The 19,601-nt window shown below is 35.1% G+C and carries 19 protein-coding genes; 15 read left to right on the forward strand and 4 right to left on the reverse strand.

Translation table 11 applies throughout. The annotated features are described in order from the left end of the window. Window positions 1-151 precede the first annotated feature (151 nt). Complete coding sequence (locus tag MG292_RS09510; protein WP_264532966.1) at window positions 152-721, forward strand: pentapeptide repeat-containing protein; 570 nt, start codon at window positions 152-154, stop codon at window positions 719-721. Here the strand turns inward: MG292_RS09510 and MG292_RS09515 are convergent, their stop codons facing one another. The 3 genes from MG292_RS09515 to glyA all read right to left on the reverse strand — a co-directional run bounded on the left by MG292_RS09515 (window position 722) and on the right by glyA (window position 3,437). Beyond that, window positions 722-1,219: a GNAT family N-acetyltransferase gene (locus MG292_RS09515; protein WP_264532965.1), complete on the reverse strand. Its 498-nt coding sequence runs from the start codon at window positions 1,217-1,219 to the stop codon at window positions 722-724. Between the two features lie 236 nt (window positions 1,220-1,455). Then, window positions 1,456-2,043 (reverse strand): MiaE family protein, encoded by a 588-nt coding sequence (locus MG292_RS09520; RefSeq protein ID WP_280158319.1) that lies wholly within the window; start codon window positions 2,041-2,043, stop codon window positions 1,456-1,458. 119 nt (window positions 2,044-2,162) lie between these two features. Further along, window positions 2,163-3,437, reverse strand: coding sequence for a serine hydroxymethyltransferase (gene glyA / locus MG292_RS09525; RefSeq protein WP_264532963.1), 1,275 nt, complete (start codon window positions 3,435-3,437; stop codon window positions 2,163-2,165). 178 nt (window positions 3,438-3,615) lie between these two features. Here glyA and MG292_RS09530 point away from each other — a divergent pair, with 178 nt between their 5' ends. The 11 genes from MG292_RS09530 to argH all read left to right on the forward strand — a co-directional run bounded on the left by MG292_RS09530 (window position 3,616) and on the right by argH (window position 15,558). After that, window positions 3,616-4,803 carry a hypothetical protein gene (locus MG292_RS09530; protein ID WP_319799836.1) on the forward strand — a complete coding sequence of 396 codons (1,188 nt, stop codon included), beginning with the start codon at window positions 3,616-3,618 and terminating at the stop codon, window positions 4,801-4,803. A 441-nt stretch (window positions 4,804-5,244) separates the two neighbouring features. Further along, a complete protein-coding gene (locus MG292_RS09535) occupies window positions 5,245-5,862 on the forward strand; it encodes a GNAT family N-acetyltransferase (RefSeq protein ID WP_264532962.1) in 618 nt (205 codons plus the stop codon). A 7-nt stretch (window positions 5,863-5,869) separates the two neighbouring features. Beyond that, window positions 5,870-7,063 (forward strand): argininosuccinate synthase, encoded by a 1,194-nt coding sequence (locus MG292_RS09540; RefSeq protein WP_264532961.1) that lies wholly within the window; start codon window positions 5,870-5,872, stop codon window positions 7,061-7,063. Beyond that, a complete protein-coding gene (gene argC / locus MG292_RS09545; RefSeq protein ID WP_264532960.1) occupies window positions 7,056-8,033 on the forward strand; it encodes an N-acetyl-gamma-glutamyl-phosphate reductase in 978 nt (325 codons plus the stop codon). The genes MG292_RS09540 and argC overlap by 8 nt, the downstream gene beginning before the upstream one ends. Window positions 8,034-8,153: 120 nt before the next feature. Next, window positions 8,154-9,293 carry an aspartate aminotransferase family protein gene (locus tag MG292_RS09550; protein WP_264532959.1) on the forward strand — a complete coding sequence of 380 codons (1,140 nt, stop codon included), beginning with the start codon at window positions 8,154-8,156 and terminating at the stop codon, window positions 9,291-9,293. A 4-nt stretch (window positions 9,294-9,297) separates the two neighbouring features. Further along, the gene (locus MG292_RS09555; protein ID WP_264532958.1) at window positions 9,298-10,494 is read left to right on the forward strand and encodes a glutamate-5-semialdehyde dehydrogenase; all 1,197 of its coding nucleotides are present in this window, start codon (window positions 9,298-9,300) and stop codon (window positions 10,492-10,494) included. 146 nt (window positions 10,495-10,640) lie between these two features. Beyond that, window positions 10,641-11,402 (forward strand): glutamate 5-kinase, encoded by a 762-nt coding sequence (gene proB / locus MG292_RS09560; RefSeq protein ID WP_264532957.1) that lies wholly within the window; start codon window positions 10,641-10,643, stop codon window positions 11,400-11,402. A gap of 75 nt (window positions 11,403-11,477) precedes the next feature. Continuing rightward, window positions 11,478-12,425: an N-acetylornithine carbamoyltransferase gene (locus MG292_RS09565; RefSeq protein WP_264532956.1), complete on the forward strand. Its 948-nt coding sequence runs from the start codon at window positions 11,478-11,480 to the stop codon at window positions 12,423-12,425. Continuing rightward, window positions 12,415-13,200, forward strand: a complete 786-nt coding sequence (gene argB, locus MG292_RS09570) for an acetylglutamate kinase (RefSeq protein WP_264532955.1) — start codon at window positions 12,415-12,417, stop codon at window positions 13,198-13,200. Before MG292_RS09565 ends, argB begins: the two co-directional genes overlap by 11 nt. Continuing rightward, window positions 13,197-14,267, forward strand: coding sequence for a M20 family metallo-hydrolase (locus MG292_RS09575; RefSeq protein ID WP_264532954.1), 1,071 nt, complete (start codon window positions 13,197-13,199; stop codon window positions 14,265-14,267). Before argB ends, MG292_RS09575 begins: the two co-directional genes overlap by 4 nt. 10 nt (window positions 14,268-14,277) lie before the next feature. Continuing rightward, window positions 14,278-15,558, forward strand: coding sequence for an argininosuccinate lyase (gene argH / locus MG292_RS09580; protein ID WP_264532953.1), 1,281 nt, complete (start codon window positions 14,278-14,280; stop codon window positions 15,556-15,558). Window positions 15,559-15,624: 66 nt separating this feature from the next. On the opposite strand, the gene MG292_RS09585 is transcribed toward argH, so the two are convergent. Continuing rightward, entirely contained in the window at window positions 15,625-16,500 is an 876-nt protein-coding gene (locus MG292_RS09585; protein WP_264532952.1) for a hypothetical protein, read from the reverse strand. 112 nt (window positions 16,501-16,612) lie between these two features. On the opposite strand from MG292_RS09585, the gene MG292_RS09590 reads away from it, so the two are divergent. From MG292_RS09590 to MG292_RS09600, 3 genes are all read left to right on the forward strand, one after another. Continuing rightward, a complete protein-coding gene (locus MG292_RS09590) occupies window positions 16,613-17,692 on the forward strand; it encodes a formimidoylglutamase (protein ID WP_264532951.1) in 1,080 nt (359 codons plus the stop codon). Between the two features lie 57 nt (window positions 17,693-17,749). Further along, on the forward strand, window positions 17,750-19,003 hold the full coding sequence (locus tag MG292_RS09595) for a DEAD/DEAH box helicase (protein ID WP_264532950.1): 1,254 nt from the start codon (window positions 17,750-17,752) through the stop codon (window positions 19,001-19,003). Between the two features lie 139 nt (window positions 19,004-19,142). Further along, a complete protein-coding gene (locus MG292_RS09600; RefSeq protein WP_264532949.1) occupies window positions 19,143-19,601 on the forward strand; it encodes an Hsp20/alpha crystallin family protein in 459 nt (152 codons plus the stop codon).

Consider the following 19,601-nt stretch of genomic DNA (forward strand, 5'->3'; position numbering starts at 1 on the left):
TATTTATAAAAAAAATCTTATTTAAATCTTTTTCTTAAAAGGTTAAATGTATAAATTATTTTTAAATATTTACACTAATTTAAAACATAACTTCCCATTATTTCCCAACAGAAATAAGTAATTTAGCCCCAACAGGAACTAATACAATGCTATGACTACCTATTTCTTTGACAGCACTTACCAAGACACCACGTATGGTGAGGAAGCCATGCATCTCAAAGAATTTGAATCCTGTCAGTTTATCAATTGTGATTTTACCGCTTGTAATTTTATTGGGGTTACTTTTATTGACTGTACATTTACCAATTGCAACTTTAATAGCACCAAACTCAATCATACCGCTTTACGAACCGTACAGTTCAACAACTGCAAAATGCAAGACATTAATTTTGCTATGTGCGACAAATTGATTTTTGAAATAGCGTTTAGCCGTTGTAATTTGGATTTCTCCAAATTTTATGCGCTAAAACTAAAAGAAACACTGTTTAAAAACTGTAGTTTGATTGCCGTTGATTTTATGGCAACTGATTTGTCAGAAGTAGTGTTTGACCATTGTGATTTGTATCGTGCCGAATTTGACAAAGCCAATGCCTCAAAAGCTGATTTTAGAACCAGCTACAATTATACCATTGACCCTGAGAAAACCAAGATTAAAAAAGCCACTTTTGCTTTAGAAGGTCTTAAAGGATTGTTGTACAAACACAATATTATTGTAGAGTAATTACATCTTGAACTCCATTTTGTAGTCTTCCATCAAGTAGCCGTGGTCTAAGGCAACGTCTTCTTCTCCTACAATGTCAAACCCCATTTTTTGATAAAAAGTAACTGCTGTATTGAATCGATTCACATTCAAAGACACTACCTCAGATTGATTTTCTCTAGCCACTTTCACTACCGAATCAATCAACAACTTCCCCGCTCCTTTGCCTTGCGACTCGGGTAGTAAATAAATTTTATGCAATCGGGTCGTATTTTGTCCTAAATAATGGTGTTCATAGGAAGCAAAACCCAAGACCGTTTCGTTTTCTTTCACCAAAATAAATTGATGTCCCTTCTCCTTCATTTGCACTGTCAACGCTTCATCAGAATAAAATAATTCCAACATGTACTCCAACTGAGCCGCAGGAACAATGTTGCCGTACGTATCTGGCCACGTTCTATACGCGATATCACGTATTGTTGCTGTATCTAATGGTGAACCTTTTTGAATGGAAAGCATTTGAAATTAGATGATTAGACAGTTAGACTTTTTAGATTTTGATTTTTTAAAACCATATAAGGAATATAAGAAAATATAAGGTTTCGCTATTGAACAATGAACTTTGAATTTTGATATTGACCTTTGATATTGACTTTTGATATTGACTTTTGATATTGACTTTTGATATTGACTTTTGATATTTACCTTTGATATTGACCTTTGATATTGACCTTTGATATTGATTTTTGATATTGCTATCCGTGGACGGTTTCACTTTTACCATAGTTGGTAATGATAGAAGCTTCAAAATCCAACCATTCTCTCCAGCGTTGCTCTACATCAATGCCTTCTCCATATTTTCGGGCATAGCCAATAAAAGTAGTATAATGTCCTGCCTCACTTTCCATCAAATCACGGTAGAAGGTGGCTAATTCTGGGTCTTCAATATTTTCAGAAAGTACTTTAAAACGCTCACAACTTCTGGCCTCAATCATAGCCGAAAACAACAAGCGTTCTACTAAGCCCGAAACTCTACTCCCGTTACTGCTTCTTTTCATGTACAAATACAACTCATTTACATAATCATCTTTGCGTTCGCGACCTAATTTCAGTCCGCGTTTGATAATGATATTGTGCACTTGTTCAAAATGGTCGATTTCTTCTTTGGCCAAAGCCAATAAATCCTGAACTAAATCTTGATGCTCCGAATTGTGCGTAATTATTGTAATCGCATTGGTAGCGGCTTTCTGTTCGCACCAAGCGTGATCCGTCAGAATTTCTTCAATGTTTTTCTCAACAATATTTACCCATCTTGGGTCGGTAGGTAGTTTTAATCTCAGTATGGACATAAAAAATCTTGTTTCAGGTTTTGGGTTTCAAGTTCAGTTTAGGAGTAATAAAATAAGGTTTTGCAATTACTTTCCGTAAAAACAAAACCTTATCATTTGAAACTTAAAAAAATTTAGAAAACGAAAATAGGTCTTTCGCTCATCATTTCATTGACTTCAGCAGCTACTTCTTCGATAACCTCTTCGTCAGTATGATTCATCAAGACTTTGTCAATAAGCGCTACAATAGTTTCCATATCTTCTTCCACTAAACCACGAGTAGTAATCGCAGCCGTTCCTACACGAATTCCTGAAGTAACAAACGGTGATTTGTCATCAAATGGAACCATGTTTTTATTTACTGTAATTTCTGCTTTTACTAACGCATTTTCAGCGTCTTTACCAGAAATATTTTTGTTTCTTAAATCAATCAACATCATGTGATTATCTGTACCACCAGAAATGATTTCGTATCCTCTTTTTACAAAAGCGTCAGCCATCGCTTTCGCATTTTTTTGCAACTGCATCGCATAGGTAAAGAATTCATCTTTCAAAGCTTCGCCAAAAGCAACTGCTTTAGCAGCGATAATGTGCATTAATGGTCCTCCTTGGTTTCCAGGGAAAACAGCCAAGTCCAATAAACTAGACATCATTCTGATTTCGCCTTTTGGAGTCGTTAAACCAAATGGATTTTCAAAATCTTTCCCCATCAAAATCAATCCACCACGTGGTCCACGTAATGTTTTGTGTGTAGTAGTAGTTACAATATGACAGTGAGGCAACGGATCGTTCATCAATCCTTTAGCAATCAAACCTGCTGGATGCGAAATATCAGCCAATAAAATAGCACCAACGCTATCTGCAATTTGTCTGAAACGAGCAAAATCCATATCACGAGAATAAGCCGAAGCTCCAGCGATAATTAATTTAGGTTGCTCTTTAGTTGCAATTTCTTGAATTTTATCATAATCCAATCGTCCTGTTTCTTTGTCAACACCGTAAAAAACTGGGTTGTACAAACGTCCAGAAAAATTCACTGGCGAACCGTGAGTCAAGTGACCACCGTGAGCCAAATCAAATCCTAAAATAGTATCACCTGGTTTAATACAAGCGTGGTATACCGCAGTATTGGCTTGAGAACCTGAGTGAGGTTGCACATTAGCATATTCAGCACCAAATAATTCTTTAGCTCTGTCAATAGCGATTTGTTCTATAACATCTACTACTTCACAACCACCGTAGTATCTCTTTCCAGGATATCCTTCTGCATATTTGTTAGTCAAAACAGAACCTGCAGCTTCCATCACTTCGTCACTTACAAAGTTTTCGGATGCAATTAATTCTATTCCGTGAATTTGTCTGTCTTGTTCTTCTAAGATAAGGTCAAAAATTTGTTCGTCGCGTTGCATTTGTGTAGTTTTCGTTAATTTCCCGCAAAAATACAAAAAATCGTTGGCTAAATAGTCGCTTAGCAATATATTTGGCCTAGTATTTTTTAACAAATTAATTAACAAAGAACCTGTTCTCTTTTTTAATGGCATCGTTTTTGAAAAAAGTACCACATCCCAAACTAAGTAAAACCAATCTATGATGAAAAAAATTACACTCCTTTTTAGCTTTTTAGTTTTTATAACCAGTTGCGCACTCAAACACACCCAAGAATTAGTTCATTCTGGCGACTATGATAATGCCATTACCATAGCCGTTTCAAGTTTAGAATCCAATAAAGATAAAAAGAGCAAGCAAGACTATGTGTATTTGTTGGAAGAGGCTTTTGCCAAAGCCAAAGAAAGAGACTTGAATACTTTAAACTTACTCGAAAAAGAGAATAATCCAGCACAGATTGAACACATTTATCAACTTTATGTAGGATTGAATAACCGACAAGAAAAAATCAAACCTTTGCTTCCATTGCAATTATTGAAAGAAAATCGCACCGCAGTTTTTGCATTTGAGAATTACAACGACAAATTGGTTACGGCTAAAAATGCGCTTTCCAATTATTTGTACGCCAATGCGAAAGCTCTACTTAAAAGCACAAATAAAATAGATTTTCGTAAAGCTTTTGACGATTTCACTTATTTGAACCAAATCAACCCCAATTTCAAAGATGTGAACGAGCTGCTAAAAGAGGCTAAATTCAAAGGTTCTGATTTTGTTTTAGTCAGTACAAAAAACGAAACCAATATGATTATTCCCGTTCGTTTACAAAACGATTTACTGGATTTCAACACCTATGGTTTGAACGACAAATGGACCGTGTATCACAATACAGAACAAGATGGTATTCGCTATGATTTTGGAGTCCGTATCCGTTTTAGAGAAGTTGTTATTTCGCCAGAACAAATCAAAGAAAAAGAGTTCATCAAAGAACGCCGCATCAAAGACGGACAAAAAAAATTAATTGATGCTAACGGTAAAGAAGTGTTGGACGAAAAAGGAAAAGTAGTTTTTGTTGACAATTGGAAAGATGTTACTGTTAAAGTCAACGAATTTAGACAATTCAAATCTTGTATAATAACTGCCAAAGTTGACTTCAGTAATTGGACAACAAATCAGTTATTACAAAGCTTTCCGTTGAGTAGCGAATTCATTTTTGAAAATGTGTATGCCAATTATAAAGGAGACCGAAGAGCTGCTGACGATAGTTATTTTCCAAATTTCAATAAAAAAACAATCCCTTTTCCTAGCAACGAACAAATGATTTACGATGCAGGTGAAGATTTAAAAAACAAACTCAAAGGAATTTTAAACCAAAATCCGCTGCGAAATTAATGGCACGTCAATACATAAATAACTCGTTGAATATCAAATATCAACGAGTTTTTTATTAATACATCCTAACATTGCAGTAAAAAAATGTTAGAAAACACACAATCGTCCTGATTTTATAAAAAAAGTTGTATTTTTGCAGTCGATGAATAAAATCAGTTTACATATAACTTCTTTATCACGGATAAACACACGTATTACCTCTCCCGAGGTACGGACACTATTGGTATAGTATCCGCAATGTGTTTGGTCATTTATTCATTTTTCAATTTACCGTTTTGAATTCATTTTCGTTTTACATTGGATGTACATATCCTAAGGATTACATTTTAACTTCTACAGCGCCACATCATAAGACTTTGGCAAAATGGGCTATAATAATTCCTAAAATGAGCACAAAACAAATTGCTATTGTTTCATCTACTATAAAATTCAACTTTTGTAATGAATATTAAAATTGTTGTAACTCAAGAAGAGCATTATAAGTTTGCGGAAGAAATCTGCGATACTATCGAAACCTCTGCCAAATTAAGAGGAACTGGTATTGCTAAGAGAACTCCGGAATACATCCAAAAAAAGATGGAAAACCAAGATGCCATCATCGCTTTGGCTGATGGTAAATTTGCTGGTTTTTGTTATATCGAAAGTTGGGAACACGGAAAATTTGTAGCGCATTCGGGTTTAATTGTACACCCAGACTATAGAAATCACGGTTTGGCCAAAAAAATCAAATCAAAAGTATTTGATTATTCGCTTCAAAAATACCCTGATGCCAAGGTTTTCGGAATCACTACTGGTTTAGCCGTAATGAAAATCAATTCGGATTTAGGGTACAAACCAGTTCCGTTTTCTGAATTAACTACCGATCCAAGTTTTTGGAAAGGGTGCCAAACGTGTACCAACTATGAAATTTTAAAGAGCAAAGACAATAAAATGTGTTTGTGTACTGGAATGTTGTATGACCCAAAAGAAAAACAAAAAATTCCACCCAAACACCCCTTTAACGTAAAAGTACTGAATAGATTAAAGAAAATTAAAGAAGCCTTATTCTTAAAAAAATAATTATACCATGAAAAAAGTTGTATTAGCCTATAGCGGAGGATTAGACACCTCATATTGCCTAAAATATTTAAAAAACGAAAAAGGATATGAAGTTCATACCGTTTTAATCAATACAGGTGGTTTTGATGAAGCTGAATTGAAAGCTATCGAAGACAGAGCCTATGAATTAGGAAGTGCAAAACACGCCAACCTTACTATTCTAGACAAATACTACGATAAAGCCATAAAATATTTAATTTACGGAAACGTATTAAAAAACAACACCTACCCACTTTCTGTAAGTGCTGAACGTGTTTTTCAAGCGATTGAAGCCATTAAATATGCGAAATCAGTTGGTGCAAGCGCTATTGCTCACGGAAGTACCGGTGCTGGAAACGACCAAATTCGTTTTGATTTGATTTTCCAAACTATTGCGCCTGAAATTGAAATCATCACTCCTATTCGTGATTTGAAATTATCACGTCAGGAAGAAGTGGATTATTTGGCTAAAAACGGCGTACACTATTCTTGGGAAAAAGCACAATATTCGATTAACAAAGGACTTTGGGGAACCAGTGTGGGTGGAAAAGAAACCTTGACTTCTCACGAAGCATTGCCAAGTGAAGCCTACCCATCTCAATTGCAAAAACAAGGAGAAGAAAAAGTAACTTTGGAATTCAACGAAGGACAATTGGTAGCCGTAAACGGTAAAAAAGACACGCCTCCAAACAACATTGTGATTTTAGAAAAATTGGCGAATGCCTACGCTATTGGTAGGGATATCCACGTGGGTGACACCATTATTGGAATCAAAGGAAGAGTTGGTTTTGAAGCCGCTGCTCCGTTGATTATCATCAAAGCACACCATTTACTAGAGAAACATACTTTGGGTAAATGGCAACAATATTGGAAAGAACAATTAGGCAACTGGTACGGCATGTTATTCCACGAAGGACAATTCCTAGACCCCGTGATGCGTAATATTGAAACTTTCTTGGAAGATACTCAAAAAACAGTCAACGGAACCGTGACAGTAACTTTGAAGCCGTATCATTTCTCATTAGACGGAATCGAATCTAAAAACGATTTGATGAATACTGGATTTGGACAATATGGCGAAATGAACAATGCGTGGACATCTGAAGATGCCAAAGGATTCATTAAGATTTTAGGAAATGCACAAAATATATTTTCATCAGTAAACCAATTGAGTCATGATTAAAGTTGGAATAATTGGAGGTTCTGGATACACGGCGGGCGAACTCATCAGAATTTTGATGTTTCACCCTAATGCTACTCTAGATTTTGTGTACAGCACCACTAATGCTGGTAAACCTTTATCTATTGCGCATCACGACTTGTTGGGCGATATCGAAATGAATTTCACTGACCAAGTAAACCCTGACGTGAATGTGGTTTTCTTGTGTTTGGGGCATGGTAAATCAAAAGCGTTTTTAGAACAAAACCAATTTTCAAACGACACTAAAATTATTGACTTAGGCAACGATTTTAGATTGACTAAAGATGCTGCATTTGACGGAAAGCAATTTGTTTACGGCTTACCGGAATTGAACAAAACAGCAATACAATCTGCTAATTATATCGCTAATCCAGGCTGTTTTGCGACCGCAATTCAATTGGCTTTGTTGCCGTTGGCAAAAAATGGATTACTCAACGAAGATGTGCATATCAATGCCACAACTGGAAGTACAGGAGCTGGGGTAAGTCCTTCAGAAACCACCCATTTCAGTTGGAGAAACAATAATATGTCGCACTACAAAGCATTTGAACACCAACATTTAGGCGAAATCAACCAAAGTATACAACAGTTACAAGCTGGATATCCTAACGAATTGATTTTTGTTCCTAACAGAGGGGATTTTGCTAGAGGAATTTTTGCTACTTTATACACTACTGTAACGGATAGTTTGGAAGATATTGTTGCGAAATATGAAGCCTATTATGCTGACCAACCCTTTGTAACAGTGACGACTACCAATATCAATATGAAGCAGGTAGTACAAACCAACAAGTGTATTATTAGTTTAATAAAAAAAGGAAACCGGCTTTTAATTACATCTATAATTGACAATTTAACCAAAGGAGCCTCAGGACAAGCGATTCAAAATATGAACTTGTTATTTGGCTTAGAAGAAACCACAGGATTGCATTTAAAGCCTTGTGGATTTTAAAAAAAAATAATTAAAAGATTAAAGAATTTAATGATTGAAAAATTAGCAAAGCCATAAATACAGACTTGAATAAATCCAATCTTTAAATTTTTAAATCTCAAAATCTTTAAATCATTTGAAATGAACTTATTTGACGTTTATCCTTTATACAATATCACCCCTGTAAAAGCAGTAGATTGCACTATTACAGACGATAAAGGTGTAGCATACTTAGATTTATACAGTGGTCACGGTGTAATTTCGATTGGTCACACCCACCCGCACTATGTATTGAAATTAAAAAATCAATTGGATGCTATTGGGTTTTATTCTAATGCGATTCAAAATCCATTGCAAGTAGAATTAGCTGAAAAGTTAGGGAAGTTATCCGGTTATGAGGATTATAGCTTATTTTTATGTAGTTCTGGGGCTGAGGCCAATGAAAACGCACTAAAATTAGCTTCTTTTCATACTAATAAATCACGTGTTATTGCTTTTAACAACTCCTTTCATGGTAGAACTTCGGCAGCAGTAGCTGTAACCGATAATAAAAAAATTGTAGCACCATTGAATGCGCAACAAGTGGTTACCTTTTTGCCTTTGAACCAAATTGAATTGGTTGAGGCCGAATTGAAAAAAGGCGATGTTTGCTGTGTAATTATCGAAGGAATTCAAGGTGTGGGCGGATTGGATGAAGGAACTACCGAATTCTTCCAAGACCTAGAAAAAGTGTGCGTACAATATGACGTAGTTCTCATTTTAGACGAAGTACAGTCGGGTTACGGAAGAACAGGAAAATTCTTTGCACACCAACATCACAACATCAAAGCCGATATAATTTGTTTAGCAAAAGGAATGGGGAACGGATTTCCAATTGGAGGTATTTTAATCTCGCCAAAATTCAAAGCAAGTTACGGTTTATTAGGCACTACTTTTGGCGGAAGTCATTTGGCTTGTGCCGCAGGGATTGCAGTTTTGGATGTCATTAAAGAGGAAAAGTTAATGGACAATGTAAATGAAGTATATGCTTATTTCTTAGAAGCCATTCAACAAATTCCCGAAGTAAAAAAAGTAAAAGGAAAAGGATTGATGCTTGGAGTTGAATTTGATTTTGAAATCAATGACCTCCGTAAAAAAATGATTATTGACAAGCATATTTTTACTGGAAATGCCAATAACAAAAATCTATTAAGAATACTTCCGCCTCTGACAATCAATAAGAAAGACATAGATACTTTCATTATTGCTTTAAGAGAAACTTTGAAAGAAATTCAATCTTAATTTCATGAGTACACTACTTTCAATAGCAAAAAGAAATGCAGTTTTAAGCCGAATGGCGACACTTCTTGAAGAAGAAAGAGCCAACCTTAAAGCTATCAACAAGCAAGACTTGGATAATTATTCTGGAGCCGATTTAGCTATGAAAAAACGTCTTTTGGTGGACGACGCTAAAATTGACGGAATGATTTTGTCGATGCAACAATTGGCAAGCCAAGACGATCCTATTGGAGTAGAACGATTTCATTTTGTTCATGAGAAAGGAATGAAAATCACCAACAAAACTGCTGCATTTGGCACGGTGATGATTATTTACGAATCACGTCCAGATGTTACTGTTGAAGCAGGTGGTATTGCTTTTAAATCCGGAAATAAAATTCTATTGAAAGGCGGAAAAGAATCCTTGCTTTCCAATTTAAAAATTGTAGCGCTTTGGCACCAAGCCTTGAAAGAGAATGAAGTTTCGGAAAACTGGGTAGAATATTTGAATTACAACCGAACAGAAACCCAAGCTTTTTTGGAAAAACCAACACAACGAGTGGATTTAATTGTTCCTCGTGGTGGCGAACAATTAATTGCTTTTGTGAAGCAACACGCTACTTGCCCTGTGATTGTGAGTGGTCGTGGCAACAATTTTGTATACGTGAATCAAGGAGCGGATTTACAAAAAGCAACGGATATTATCATCAACGGTAAGACTTCTAATATTTCAGTTTGCAATGCTTTAGACAAAGTTTTAATCGACACTAATTTAAACAATTGGAAGTCTTTTACTAAACAATTAATCGAAGATTTACAACAGCATAAAGTAGCTGTTTTGGGTGACCAAAAAGTAGCAGCTGCAACAGGCATTCCTTCTATTGAATCCGATTTAATTTGGTACGAAGAATTTTTGGATTACAAAATTGTGATTGGAACAGTCGATTCTGACCAAGAAGCCATTGATAAAATCAATCACTATTGCGGAGGACATTCGGCTTCTATCATTACAGAAAATGAGGCTATAGCCCAAAAATTTATGGACAATGTTGATTCGGCAGCAGTATATCACAACGCCTCTACTCGATTCACAGATGGAGGACAATTTGGATTAGGAGGCGAATTAGCCATTAGCACAGATAAATTACACCAACGCGGCCCTATTGGCTTACAGCATTTGGTAACTAATAAATGGTATATTTACGGAGATGGACAGATTCGATAGTATTTTAAACACAAAGACACGAAGTAAGCGCAAAGCTCACTAAGTTCTTTAGGTTTATGAACTAATATTTTAAACATAGCTTTGTGAACTTTGTGTTTATTAAAGTTAAATTATAAAAACTTTGTGCCCTTTGTGGTTTAAAAATAATGGCTAAAAAAAGAATTTTATTAAAAATAGGAAGCAACACGCTCACCAAAGAAACCAATCATATTTCGAGAGGAAAGATTGAGGACATTGGAATGCAAATTGCAGCACTGAAAGACGATTACGAGTTTGTAATTGTAAGTTCAGGAGCTATTGCTGCGGCAAAACAGTTTGTTAAATTAGAAGCGCCAGACAACGAGATTTTTGTCAAACAAGCCTTGGCTTCGATTGGTCAACCGCACTTAATGCGGATTTTTCATGAGAATTTCAGCGATTTAGGTTTGCATACTTCGCAGTGTTTACTTTCGTATGCTGATTTTGAAAAAACTGAAACCAAAGTAAATATTATTAACACAATTGATGTATTAGTTAAAAACAGCTACATTCCTATTATCAATGAGAATGATACTGTTTCAACGGATGAGATTAAATTTGGAGATAACGATAAATTAGCCGCTTTGACGGCTGTTTTATTAGATGTCGATATTTTGATTATTGCCACCAATACCAACGGAATTTACACTAAAGCATCTATTCACGATGCACATCCTGAAACGATTCGTTTAGTAACGGATTTACAAACCTTAGAAAAAGAAATTGGAGAGGCTAAATCCTCACACGGAACAGGCGGAATGCAGTCCAAAATTGATTCGGCAGCGATAGCGAAAGCCGCCAATATCGAAACTTGGATTGTCAACGGACTAGAAGATAATTTTATTTTAAAAGCCCTACAAAACGAGATTCCTTTTACGAAGATTATATAAAAGATAAACGAGTTGTCTACTTATTTGGCGATCCAAATAAACAGATAACTAAATAAACTAATACACTTAAAAGTAATGAATTACATCAATATACAAGAAATAGATTCGCTTCAAGAATGGGTAAAAGAAGCGATTGCAATCAAAAAAAATCCGTTGAAAAACAAAGCCTTAGGCAAAAATAAAACCTTAGGAATGTTGTTTTTCAATCCTAGTTTAAGAACGCGTTTGAGCACACAAAAAGCGGCGTTGAACCTAGGAATGAATGTGATGGTGATGAACTTTACAAATGAAGGTTGGACACTCGAATTTGAAGATGGAGCAGTGATGAATCAAGGCGCTTCTGAACACATTAAAGAAGCAGCTCAAGTCGTATCACAATATTGCGATATTATTGCTATCAGAGCTTTTGCGGGATTGACTGACAAGGAAAAAGACAATGCCGAAACCGTAATTTCAGGATTTTTAAAATATGCTACAGTGCCTATTGTAAATATGGAAAGTGCTACGGGACATCCCTTACAGTCTTTGGCAGATGCCATCACCATGGAAGAATACAAAACGGCTCACCGTCCAAAAGTAGTTTTATCTTGGGCGCCACATCCAAAAGCATTACCACAAGCCGTAGCCAATTCGTTTGTACAAATGATGCAATTGCAAGACGCTGATTTTGTGATTACGCATCCTGAAGGGTATGAATTGAATCCAGAAATCACTAAAGATTCAAAAATTGAATACGACCAAAACAAAGCCTTTGAAAATGCCGATTTCATTTACACCAAAAACTGGAGTAATTACAAAGAATACGGAAAAGTAACTAACTCAGACCCAAACTGGACCGTTACTGCTGAGAAAATGAAATTGACTAATAATGCGAAATTCATGCACTGTTTGCCAGTAAGACGTAATGTAATCGTGGCAGACGAAGTGATTAATAGCGAAAATTCAATTGTGATTGAACAAGCCAATAACCGAACGTACGCAGCGCAATTGGTTTTGCAAAAAATATTGGAAGATGGAAAATAAAAAATCAGTATCCATTATAAAAATCGGTGGGAATATCATTGATAATGCTACGGAATTAGCTTCGTTTTTAGCTGATTTTGCTGCTTTGGAAGGCAATACTATTCTGGTTCATGGCGGTGGAAAATCAGCTACTAAATTAGCCCAAAGCATGGGATTAGTCCCTCAAATGATTGAAGGACGTAGAATTACCGATACCCCTATGCTTGAAGTGGTGGTGGGTGTTTATGCCGGCAAAATCAACAAAGAAGTGGTAGCCCAATTACAAGCCAACGGTACCAATGCCATGGGGCTTTCGGGTGCGGATGGTAATTTAATTCTGTCAGATAAGCGAAATCATCCTACAATCGATTATGGTTTTGTTGGCGATGTAAAAAAAGTCAATACAACATTGTTAGCTAGCCTACTTGAAACAGGAATAACCCCTGTTTTTTGCGCCATCACTCACGATGGGAAAGGCCAATTATTAAATACCAATGCCGATACGATTGCGAGCGAATTAGCGATTGCCCTATCTGGTCAATTTGATGTAACCCTTACCTATTGCTTTGAAAAACCAGGTGTTTTGTTTGATGCAGAAGATGATACTTCGGTGATTGAACAAATCAATCCGGATTTGTATGCCAAATTAAAAGCAGAGCAAGCGATTCATTCCGGAATGATTCCTAAATTAGACAATTGTTTCAACAGCCTATCCAAAGGTGTAAAACAAATCAGAATTGGACACCACCGAATGTTACAAAACAAAACGGCGACTTATACGACAATTACTTTATGAAGACTATAGAAATACTTACACAAGAAGCTATTGCCTTATTAAAAGCGCTAATTGAAACCCCTTCCTTTTCAAGTGAAGAGGATAAAACAGCACAATTAATTGAGAATTGGTTTACCCAAAACGGAATTCCTTTTCAGAGAGAGAATAACAATATTTGGGCTTTCAATCAACATTTTGACGAAAGTAAACCAACACTTTTATTGAATTCGCATCACGATACTGTAAAACCGAACCAAGGCTATACCAATGACCCTTTTGAAGCCATTGTTAAAGACGGTAAATTATTCGGATTAGGAAGTAATGATGCAGGGGGATGTTTGGTTTCGCTTTTAGCCACTTTTGTTCATTTTTATGCGCAAGAAAATTTACCTTACAATATGGTTATCGTGGCTTCCGCAGAAGAAGAAAGTAGCGGAAAAAATGGTCTAAATAGCGTATTAAAGCACTTACCAGATCTGGATTGTGCGATTGTGGGCGAGCCTACATTAATGCAATTAGCTATAGCCGAAAAAGGCTTGTTAGTGTTAGATGTTGTTGTCAAAGGAACTGCCAGTCATGCGGCACATCAAAATGAAGACAATCCTATTTACAATGCAATGCCAGTGATTGATTGGTTCAAAACCTATCAATTTGAAAAGATATCTGATGTTTTAGGTCCTGTAAAAATGACTGTAACTCAAGTAAGTGCTGGAAAACAACACAATGTAGTTCCTGCTGAATGTCATTTGGTTGTGGATATCCGCGTGAATGATTGTTATAGTAATGCCGAAATTTTGGCTACTGTAAAAAATCATGTCAACGCAGAAGTAAATCCTCGTTCAATGCATCTAAACGCTTCATCTATTCCGTTAGAACACGGTTTGGTTCAAGCTGGAATCGCTTTAGGTAGAACTACTTATGGTTCACCAACCCTTTCTGATCAGTCGGTATTGAGTTGCCAATCCTTGAAATTAGGGCCTGGAGAAACGCTTCGCTCCCACTCGGCTGACGAATTTATATTTATTAACGAAATAGAAGAAGGAATTCAGTTGTACATCAAAATACTAACTGATTTTTTCAAACAATAAAATTAGAATTATGAAACTTTGGGAAAAAGGAATTGCCACTGATAAGCAAATCGAACATTTCACTGTTGGAAACGACAGAGAATTAGACTTAGTTTTGGCTAAATACGATGCATTGGGTTCTATTGCTCATGCCAAAATGTTAGGTCAAATTGGTTTGTTGACTGAAGTAGAAACCTCTTCATTGGTTATCGCTTTGGAGGAAATTATTAAAGAGGTCGAAGCCGGTAATTTTGAAATCGAAGATAGTTTTGAAGACGTTCATTCCAAAATCGAATACCTATTGACTGTCAAGTTAGGCGATGCTGGAAAAAAAATACACACAGCGCGTTCTCGTAACGACCAAGTTTTAGTAGATGTACATTTATACTTAAAAGATGTTGTCAAAGAGCTCAAAGAACAGGTAAAAGTACTTTTTGATTTATTGATGGAATCGGCTGATAAGCACCAAAATGTATTATTACCTGGTTATACACATTTACAAATCGCCATGCCTTCTTCTTTTGGTATGTGGTTTTCAGCCTATGCAGAAAGCTTGATTGATGATATTACAATGTTGAATGCCGCACTAAAAGTGGTAGATCAAAACCCATTGGGTTCTGCTGCGGGTTACGGAAGTTCCTTCCCAATTAACAGAACGTTTACCACCCAAGAGCTACAATTTGAAACTTTAAAATTCAATGCCGTAGCTGCTCAAATGAGTCGCGGAAAAGCAGAAAAAACAGTCGCTTTTGCTATGAGTAGCGTGGCAGCAACTTTGGCAAAATTTTCTATGGATGTGTGTTTGTACATGAGCCAGAATTTTGATTTCATCAGCTTGCCGTCTCATCTTACAACAGGTTCTAGTATTATGCCTCATAAGAAAAATCCTGATGTATTTGAATTGATTCGTGGAAAATGCAACAAAATCCAAGCGCTACCTTATGAAATCACTTTGATTACGAACAATTTACCAAGTGGTTATCATAGAGATTTACAATTATTGAAAGAAGGATTGTTTCCGGCAATTCAAAATTTAAAAGCTTGTTTGGACATTGCTATTTTTGCTATCAAAGATATTACGGTAAAAGAACATATTTTAGACGATAAAAAATACGACTATCTTTTTACAGTTGATTCACTAAATGAAATGGTAGTTGCTGGAATTCCGTTTAGAGATGCCTACAAGGCAGTTGCTGAACAACTGGAAAATGGCACATTCCAATCGCCTAAAGCCACTAAACACAGTCACGAAGGAAGTATCAATAACTTATGTTTAAATGCGATAAAAGACAAAATGAAACGTTCTTTTTAGTATAACCTAAGTAATAAAAAAGGGAGCAGTACTGCTCCCTTTTTTTGTAAGGCTAAATGAGTCCTACTATCTTAAACTAAAACTAGTTTTAGAAACTAACTCATCTTTATCATAAACATTTACGAAATAAGTTCCTTTTGCAAAATTTTTACCTGCTAAATCTTCTGATACATCAACAGTCTTATTATCATATTTTACACTAGTTGTAAAACTATATGTCAATGATTTTGGGCCAAAATTTTCTGTTTTTTTGTCACCTACTACATTATTTTCGCTATCTATAACTTGAACGTAATACGTTCTCAATCCTGACTTAGCAATTTTATTTTCAGCAATTGTAAAACTAACTTTCAAAATATCAGCTCTATTGGCTTTTTCTGTTTCAATTTGTCTTCCTGAACTTCTTACTTTATAAGCGGCTCCTTTAGTATTTAAAACGGTAAGAATAGATCCTTTTTCTACTGTTTTAGATAAATCTGAATTTTGAGCTGTTAAAACCTCATTAGCTTTCTTTGACTCTACTAAAACAACTCTTGTACTGTCACGCTGTGTTGTTAAAACAACATTTTGTTTTTTCAAATTGTCGTTCTCGGCTAGTAATACCTTCATATTACTTTGTAAAGATGTTAATTGAGTTTTGAATTTAGAAACATCTCCTTTGGATTGCTTCAATTCTTCCATCAATGCAACTACCTTGTCTCTTTCTTTGATTAACTCTTCAGACATCGTTGTATTCTCAGCAATAGCAGCGTCATAAGTCGCTTTCAACTCTTGCAAATCTTTCATTACTGATTCTTTCTCAGTCAATGTTGTCTTCAATTCTGTACGAACAATTTCGGCATCAGTTGACATTTTAAAAATGTAACCTAAACTTCCCAAAAGCAATAATAGTAATACAACTACGACAGCTTTCAAATTTGAATTGCTTTTTTGATTTTCCATCTTAATTTTTATGTTTATAGTTTAATAGTTTTTACAAAAGTAACAATATATCGAGACGACACAAGGTATTTTAAGACATTTATAGTATTTTTGATTAAAAAAAAAAATCGAAATGGATAAACTAATTCCTTTTACAATAACCGACCTTGGTAAAATTACAAATCACAGGAATGGAGAAATCAAATTTGGCGAGAAAATGATTACTGTACCTAAAGGAATTGATCCATTACAATTCTTAGCTACTTGTGATGCTCAATTCGTGATTTTTGGGATACCTGAAGACATTGGAATCAGAGCTAATTATGGTAGACCTGGAGCAGCATCTGCTTGGAATAGTGCCATAAAAAGTATTGCCAACATTCAACACAATCGATTTTGTAAAGGAAATCAAATTGTCGTTCTAGGCCAACTCAATGTTGCTAGTGAAATGGAAGAAGTAAAACATTTAGATTTCAACGATATTGATGACCGATCTAAATTAAGTCAATTAGTTGAACAAATAGATAAAGAGGTTTCTCATATTATTTTCAATATCGTAAAACTCGGAAAAACACCTATTATCATTGGGGGTGGACAAAATAATGCTTACGGAAATATTAAGGGAACCGCTTTAGCCAAAGGAAAGCCAATAAACGCAATTAATTTTGATGCCCATTCTGATTTTAGAATTTTAGAAGGCCGCCACAGTGGAAATGCTTTTTCCTATGCTTATGAAGAGGGGTTTTTAAAAAAATATTTTATTTTTGGATTGCATGAAAATTATACTTCTAAAAGTGTTTTAGATACGTTAAAAAAAATCGAAGATCGTGTTCGTTATGTCACTTATGACAGTATCAATATCAGAAAAGAAAAAGAATTTGAACACGAAATGATACAGGCTTTAGATTTTATCAATCAAGATGCTTTTGGACTAGAAATCGATTTAGGAGCTGTCCCCAATATTGCCAGTAGCACCATGACCCTTACAGGTTTTTCTGTAGAAGAATTAAGACGGTTTGTTTCTTTCTTTGGTAAATTTCAAAATACAACCTATTTACATCTCTGCGAAGGAGCTCCTGATTTAGGAGAAGAAAAAAACGACCACTTAGTTGGTAAAATTATTGGTCATCTAATTACTGATTTTATAAAATCTAGTACTGAAAAAAACGAATCCTCATCCTCAGTGATTACAAAATTAATACATCAAAAATAATAACACTATCTTTGTCCAATATTGTTGTACTTACTACAGCAAGTTTAAACACAAAATATGTTATTCGAAGAATTATCACTTTCAAAAAGTATTCAAAAAGCCGTTTATGAAGAAGGCTATACGCAACCCACTCCTATCCAAGAACAAGCAATTCCATATATTTTAGAAGGCAAAGATGTAATTGGTTGTGCACAAACTGGGACAGGAAAAACAGCTGCATTTGCGATTCCCATCATTCACCAACTGCATCGAATAGTAGGTTCTTCAAAAAAAAGCAAACAAATTAGAGCTTTAATTGTTACCCCAACCCGAGAGTTAGCGATACAAATTGGGCAAAATTTTGACACTTATGCCAAATATACGAATCTAACTCAAACCACTATTTTTGGTGGTGTATCTCAAATTCCACAAGTTGATGTACTAAAAAAAGGAATTGATGTAGTAATAAGTACTCCTGGACGTTTACTCGATTTACATAAACAAGGATTTATCAATTTCGATTATCTACATACACTAGTCCTAGATGAAGCTGATCAAATGCTCGACATGGGATTCATTAATGATGTAAAAAAAATTGTAAAATTAACCCCAAACAACAGACAAACATTGTTGTTTTCGGCCACTATGCCAATGGCTATTAGAGAATTAGCCGAACTATTTTTAAAAAATCCTGCCAGAGTAGAAGTCGCACCTATTTCTTCTACTGCAGAGAAAGTCAAACAACGTATTTACTTTGTTGAAAAAAGTGAAAAAAGAAACTTACTGTATCACTTAATCCGAAATGAAAAGCTATCTGATGTATTAGTTTTTACAAGAACTAAACACGGAGCAGACAATGTTGTAAAATCTTTACGAAAAAAAGGCATCGCTGCTGAAGCTATCCATGGAGATAAATCTCAAAGTGCAAGACAACGTGTATTGGAATCTTTTAAAAATAAAGAAGTAAATATTCTTGTTGCTACAGACATTGCTGCCCGTGGAATTGACATTGATCAACTCCCCTTAGTAATTAATTTCGATTTACCAAATATTCCAGAAACATACGTTCACCGAATTGGAAGAACGGGTCGTGCTGGACATGAAGGAATTGCACTTTCTTTTTGTAGCAAAGATGAGCATCCCTATTGGAAAGATATCCAAAGATTAATTAGAGTTGATGTAAAAACTATTACTGAGCATCCCTATCCTTGGCACACTGACAGACCTGATGGAAGTATAGAAACAATAACTCCATCTACTAAGCGCAGTGGAAAAAATCAAAAATCAAGAAAATCTAACACTTCTAAAAAAAATAAAAAACGCTGGTATTAATTTATCAGTGTTTTCTTGACCTTACTTTTTGTCGGTAATAATTTAATTTACAACGTTTTATATGTTAAATTAAATCTTGTTAACTAATATCTTATTTAAGTTTGCTACTCTTAATCACAAACATTTAAATTGTAATAGTATGGAAACTTTAGTAAAACGAAACAGCTTATTGCCGTTACTCCCAACAAGTAATTTTATCGATGATTTATTTTCAAGAGATATCTTCGATTGGACAGACAGAAACTTCTCTTCTATTGGTAGCAATTTACCTTCTGTAAATTTAAAAGAAACAGATACTAAATTACAAGTAGAATTAGCGGCGCCAGGTATGAAAAAGGAGGATTTTAAAGTAGAAATTGATAATAACACGCTACTTATTTCATCTGAGAAAGAAGAAGAAAAAGAAGAATCTAGAAAAAAAGACAATTACCTCCGAAAAGAATTTAATTATCAATCTTTTTTCAGGTCATTTACTTTACCTGAATATATTGACGAGAATAAAATTCAAGCCAATTACAAAGACGGTATTCTTCATGTAGAAATTGCCAAAAAAGAAGGTAGTAAAAAGAAAAGTAGTAAAACAATTGCTATTGAGTAA

Origin of the sequence: Flavobacterium keumense (assembly GCF_029866485.1) — a bacterium.
Classification (GTDB): Bacteria; Bacteroidota; Bacteroidia; order Flavobacteriales; family Flavobacteriaceae; genus Flavobacterium; species Flavobacterium keumense.

Excerpts from the sequence above, each read along its gene's own strand:
- MG292_RS09510 (WP_264532966.1), top strand. The coding sequence starts at position 152 with ATGACTACCTATTTCTTTGACAGCACTTACCAAGACACCACGTATGGT.
- MG292_RS09515 (WP_264532965.1), bottom strand. The coding sequence starts at position 1,219 with ATGCTTTCCATTCAAAAAGGTTCACCATTAGATACAGCAACAATACGT.
- glyA (WP_264532963.1), bottom strand. The coding sequence starts at position 3,437 with ATGCAACGCGACGAACAAATTTTTGACCTTATCTTAGAAGAACAAGAC.
- MG292_RS09530 (WP_319799836.1), top strand. The coding sequence starts at position 3,616 with ATGATGAAAAAAATTACACTCCTTTTTAGCTTTTTAGTTTTTATAACC.
- MG292_RS09535 (WP_264532962.1), top strand. The coding sequence starts at position 5,245 with ATGAATATTAAAATTGTTGTAACTCAAGAAGAGCATTATAAGTTTGCG.
- MG292_RS09540 (WP_264532961.1), top strand. The coding sequence starts at position 5,870 with ATGAAAAAAGTTGTATTAGCCTATAGCGGAGGATTAGACACCTCATAT.
- argC (WP_264532960.1), top strand. The coding sequence starts at position 7,056 with ATGATTAAAGTTGGAATAATTGGAGGTTCTGGATACACGGCGGGCGAA.
- MG292_RS09550 (WP_264532959.1), top strand. The coding sequence starts at position 8,154 with ATGAACTTATTTGACGTTTATCCTTTATACAATATCACCCCTGTAAAA.
- MG292_RS09555 (WP_264532958.1), top strand. The coding sequence starts at position 9,298 with ATGAGTACACTACTTTCAATAGCAAAAAGAAATGCAGTTTTAAGCCGA.
- proB (WP_264532957.1), top strand. The coding sequence starts at position 10,641 with ATGGCTAAAAAAAGAATTTTATTAAAAATAGGAAGCAACACGCTCACC.
- MG292_RS09565 (WP_264532956.1), top strand. The coding sequence starts at position 11,478 with ATGAATTACATCAATATACAAGAAATAGATTCGCTTCAAGAATGGGTA.
- argB (WP_264532955.1), top strand. The coding sequence starts at position 12,415 with ATGGAAAATAAAAAATCAGTATCCATTATAAAAATCGGTGGGAATATC.
- MG292_RS09575 (WP_264532954.1), top strand. The coding sequence starts at position 13,197 with ATGAAGACTATAGAAATACTTACACAAGAAGCTATTGCCTTATTAAAA.
- argH (WP_264532953.1), top strand. The coding sequence starts at position 14,278 with ATGAAACTTTGGGAAAAAGGAATTGCCACTGATAAGCAAATCGAACAT.
- MG292_RS09585 (WP_264532952.1), bottom strand. The coding sequence starts at position 16,500 with ATGGAAAATCAAAAAAGCAATTCAAATTTGAAAGCTGTCGTAGTTGTA.
- MG292_RS09590 (WP_264532951.1), top strand. The coding sequence starts at position 16,613 with ATGGATAAACTAATTCCTTTTACAATAACCGACCTTGGTAAAATTACA.
- MG292_RS09595 (WP_264532950.1), top strand. The coding sequence starts at position 17,750 with ATGTTATTCGAAGAATTATCACTTTCAAAAAGTATTCAAAAAGCCGTT.
- MG292_RS09600 (WP_264532949.1), top strand. The coding sequence starts at position 19,143 with ATGGAAACTTTAGTAAAACGAAACAGCTTATTGCCGTTACTCCCAACA.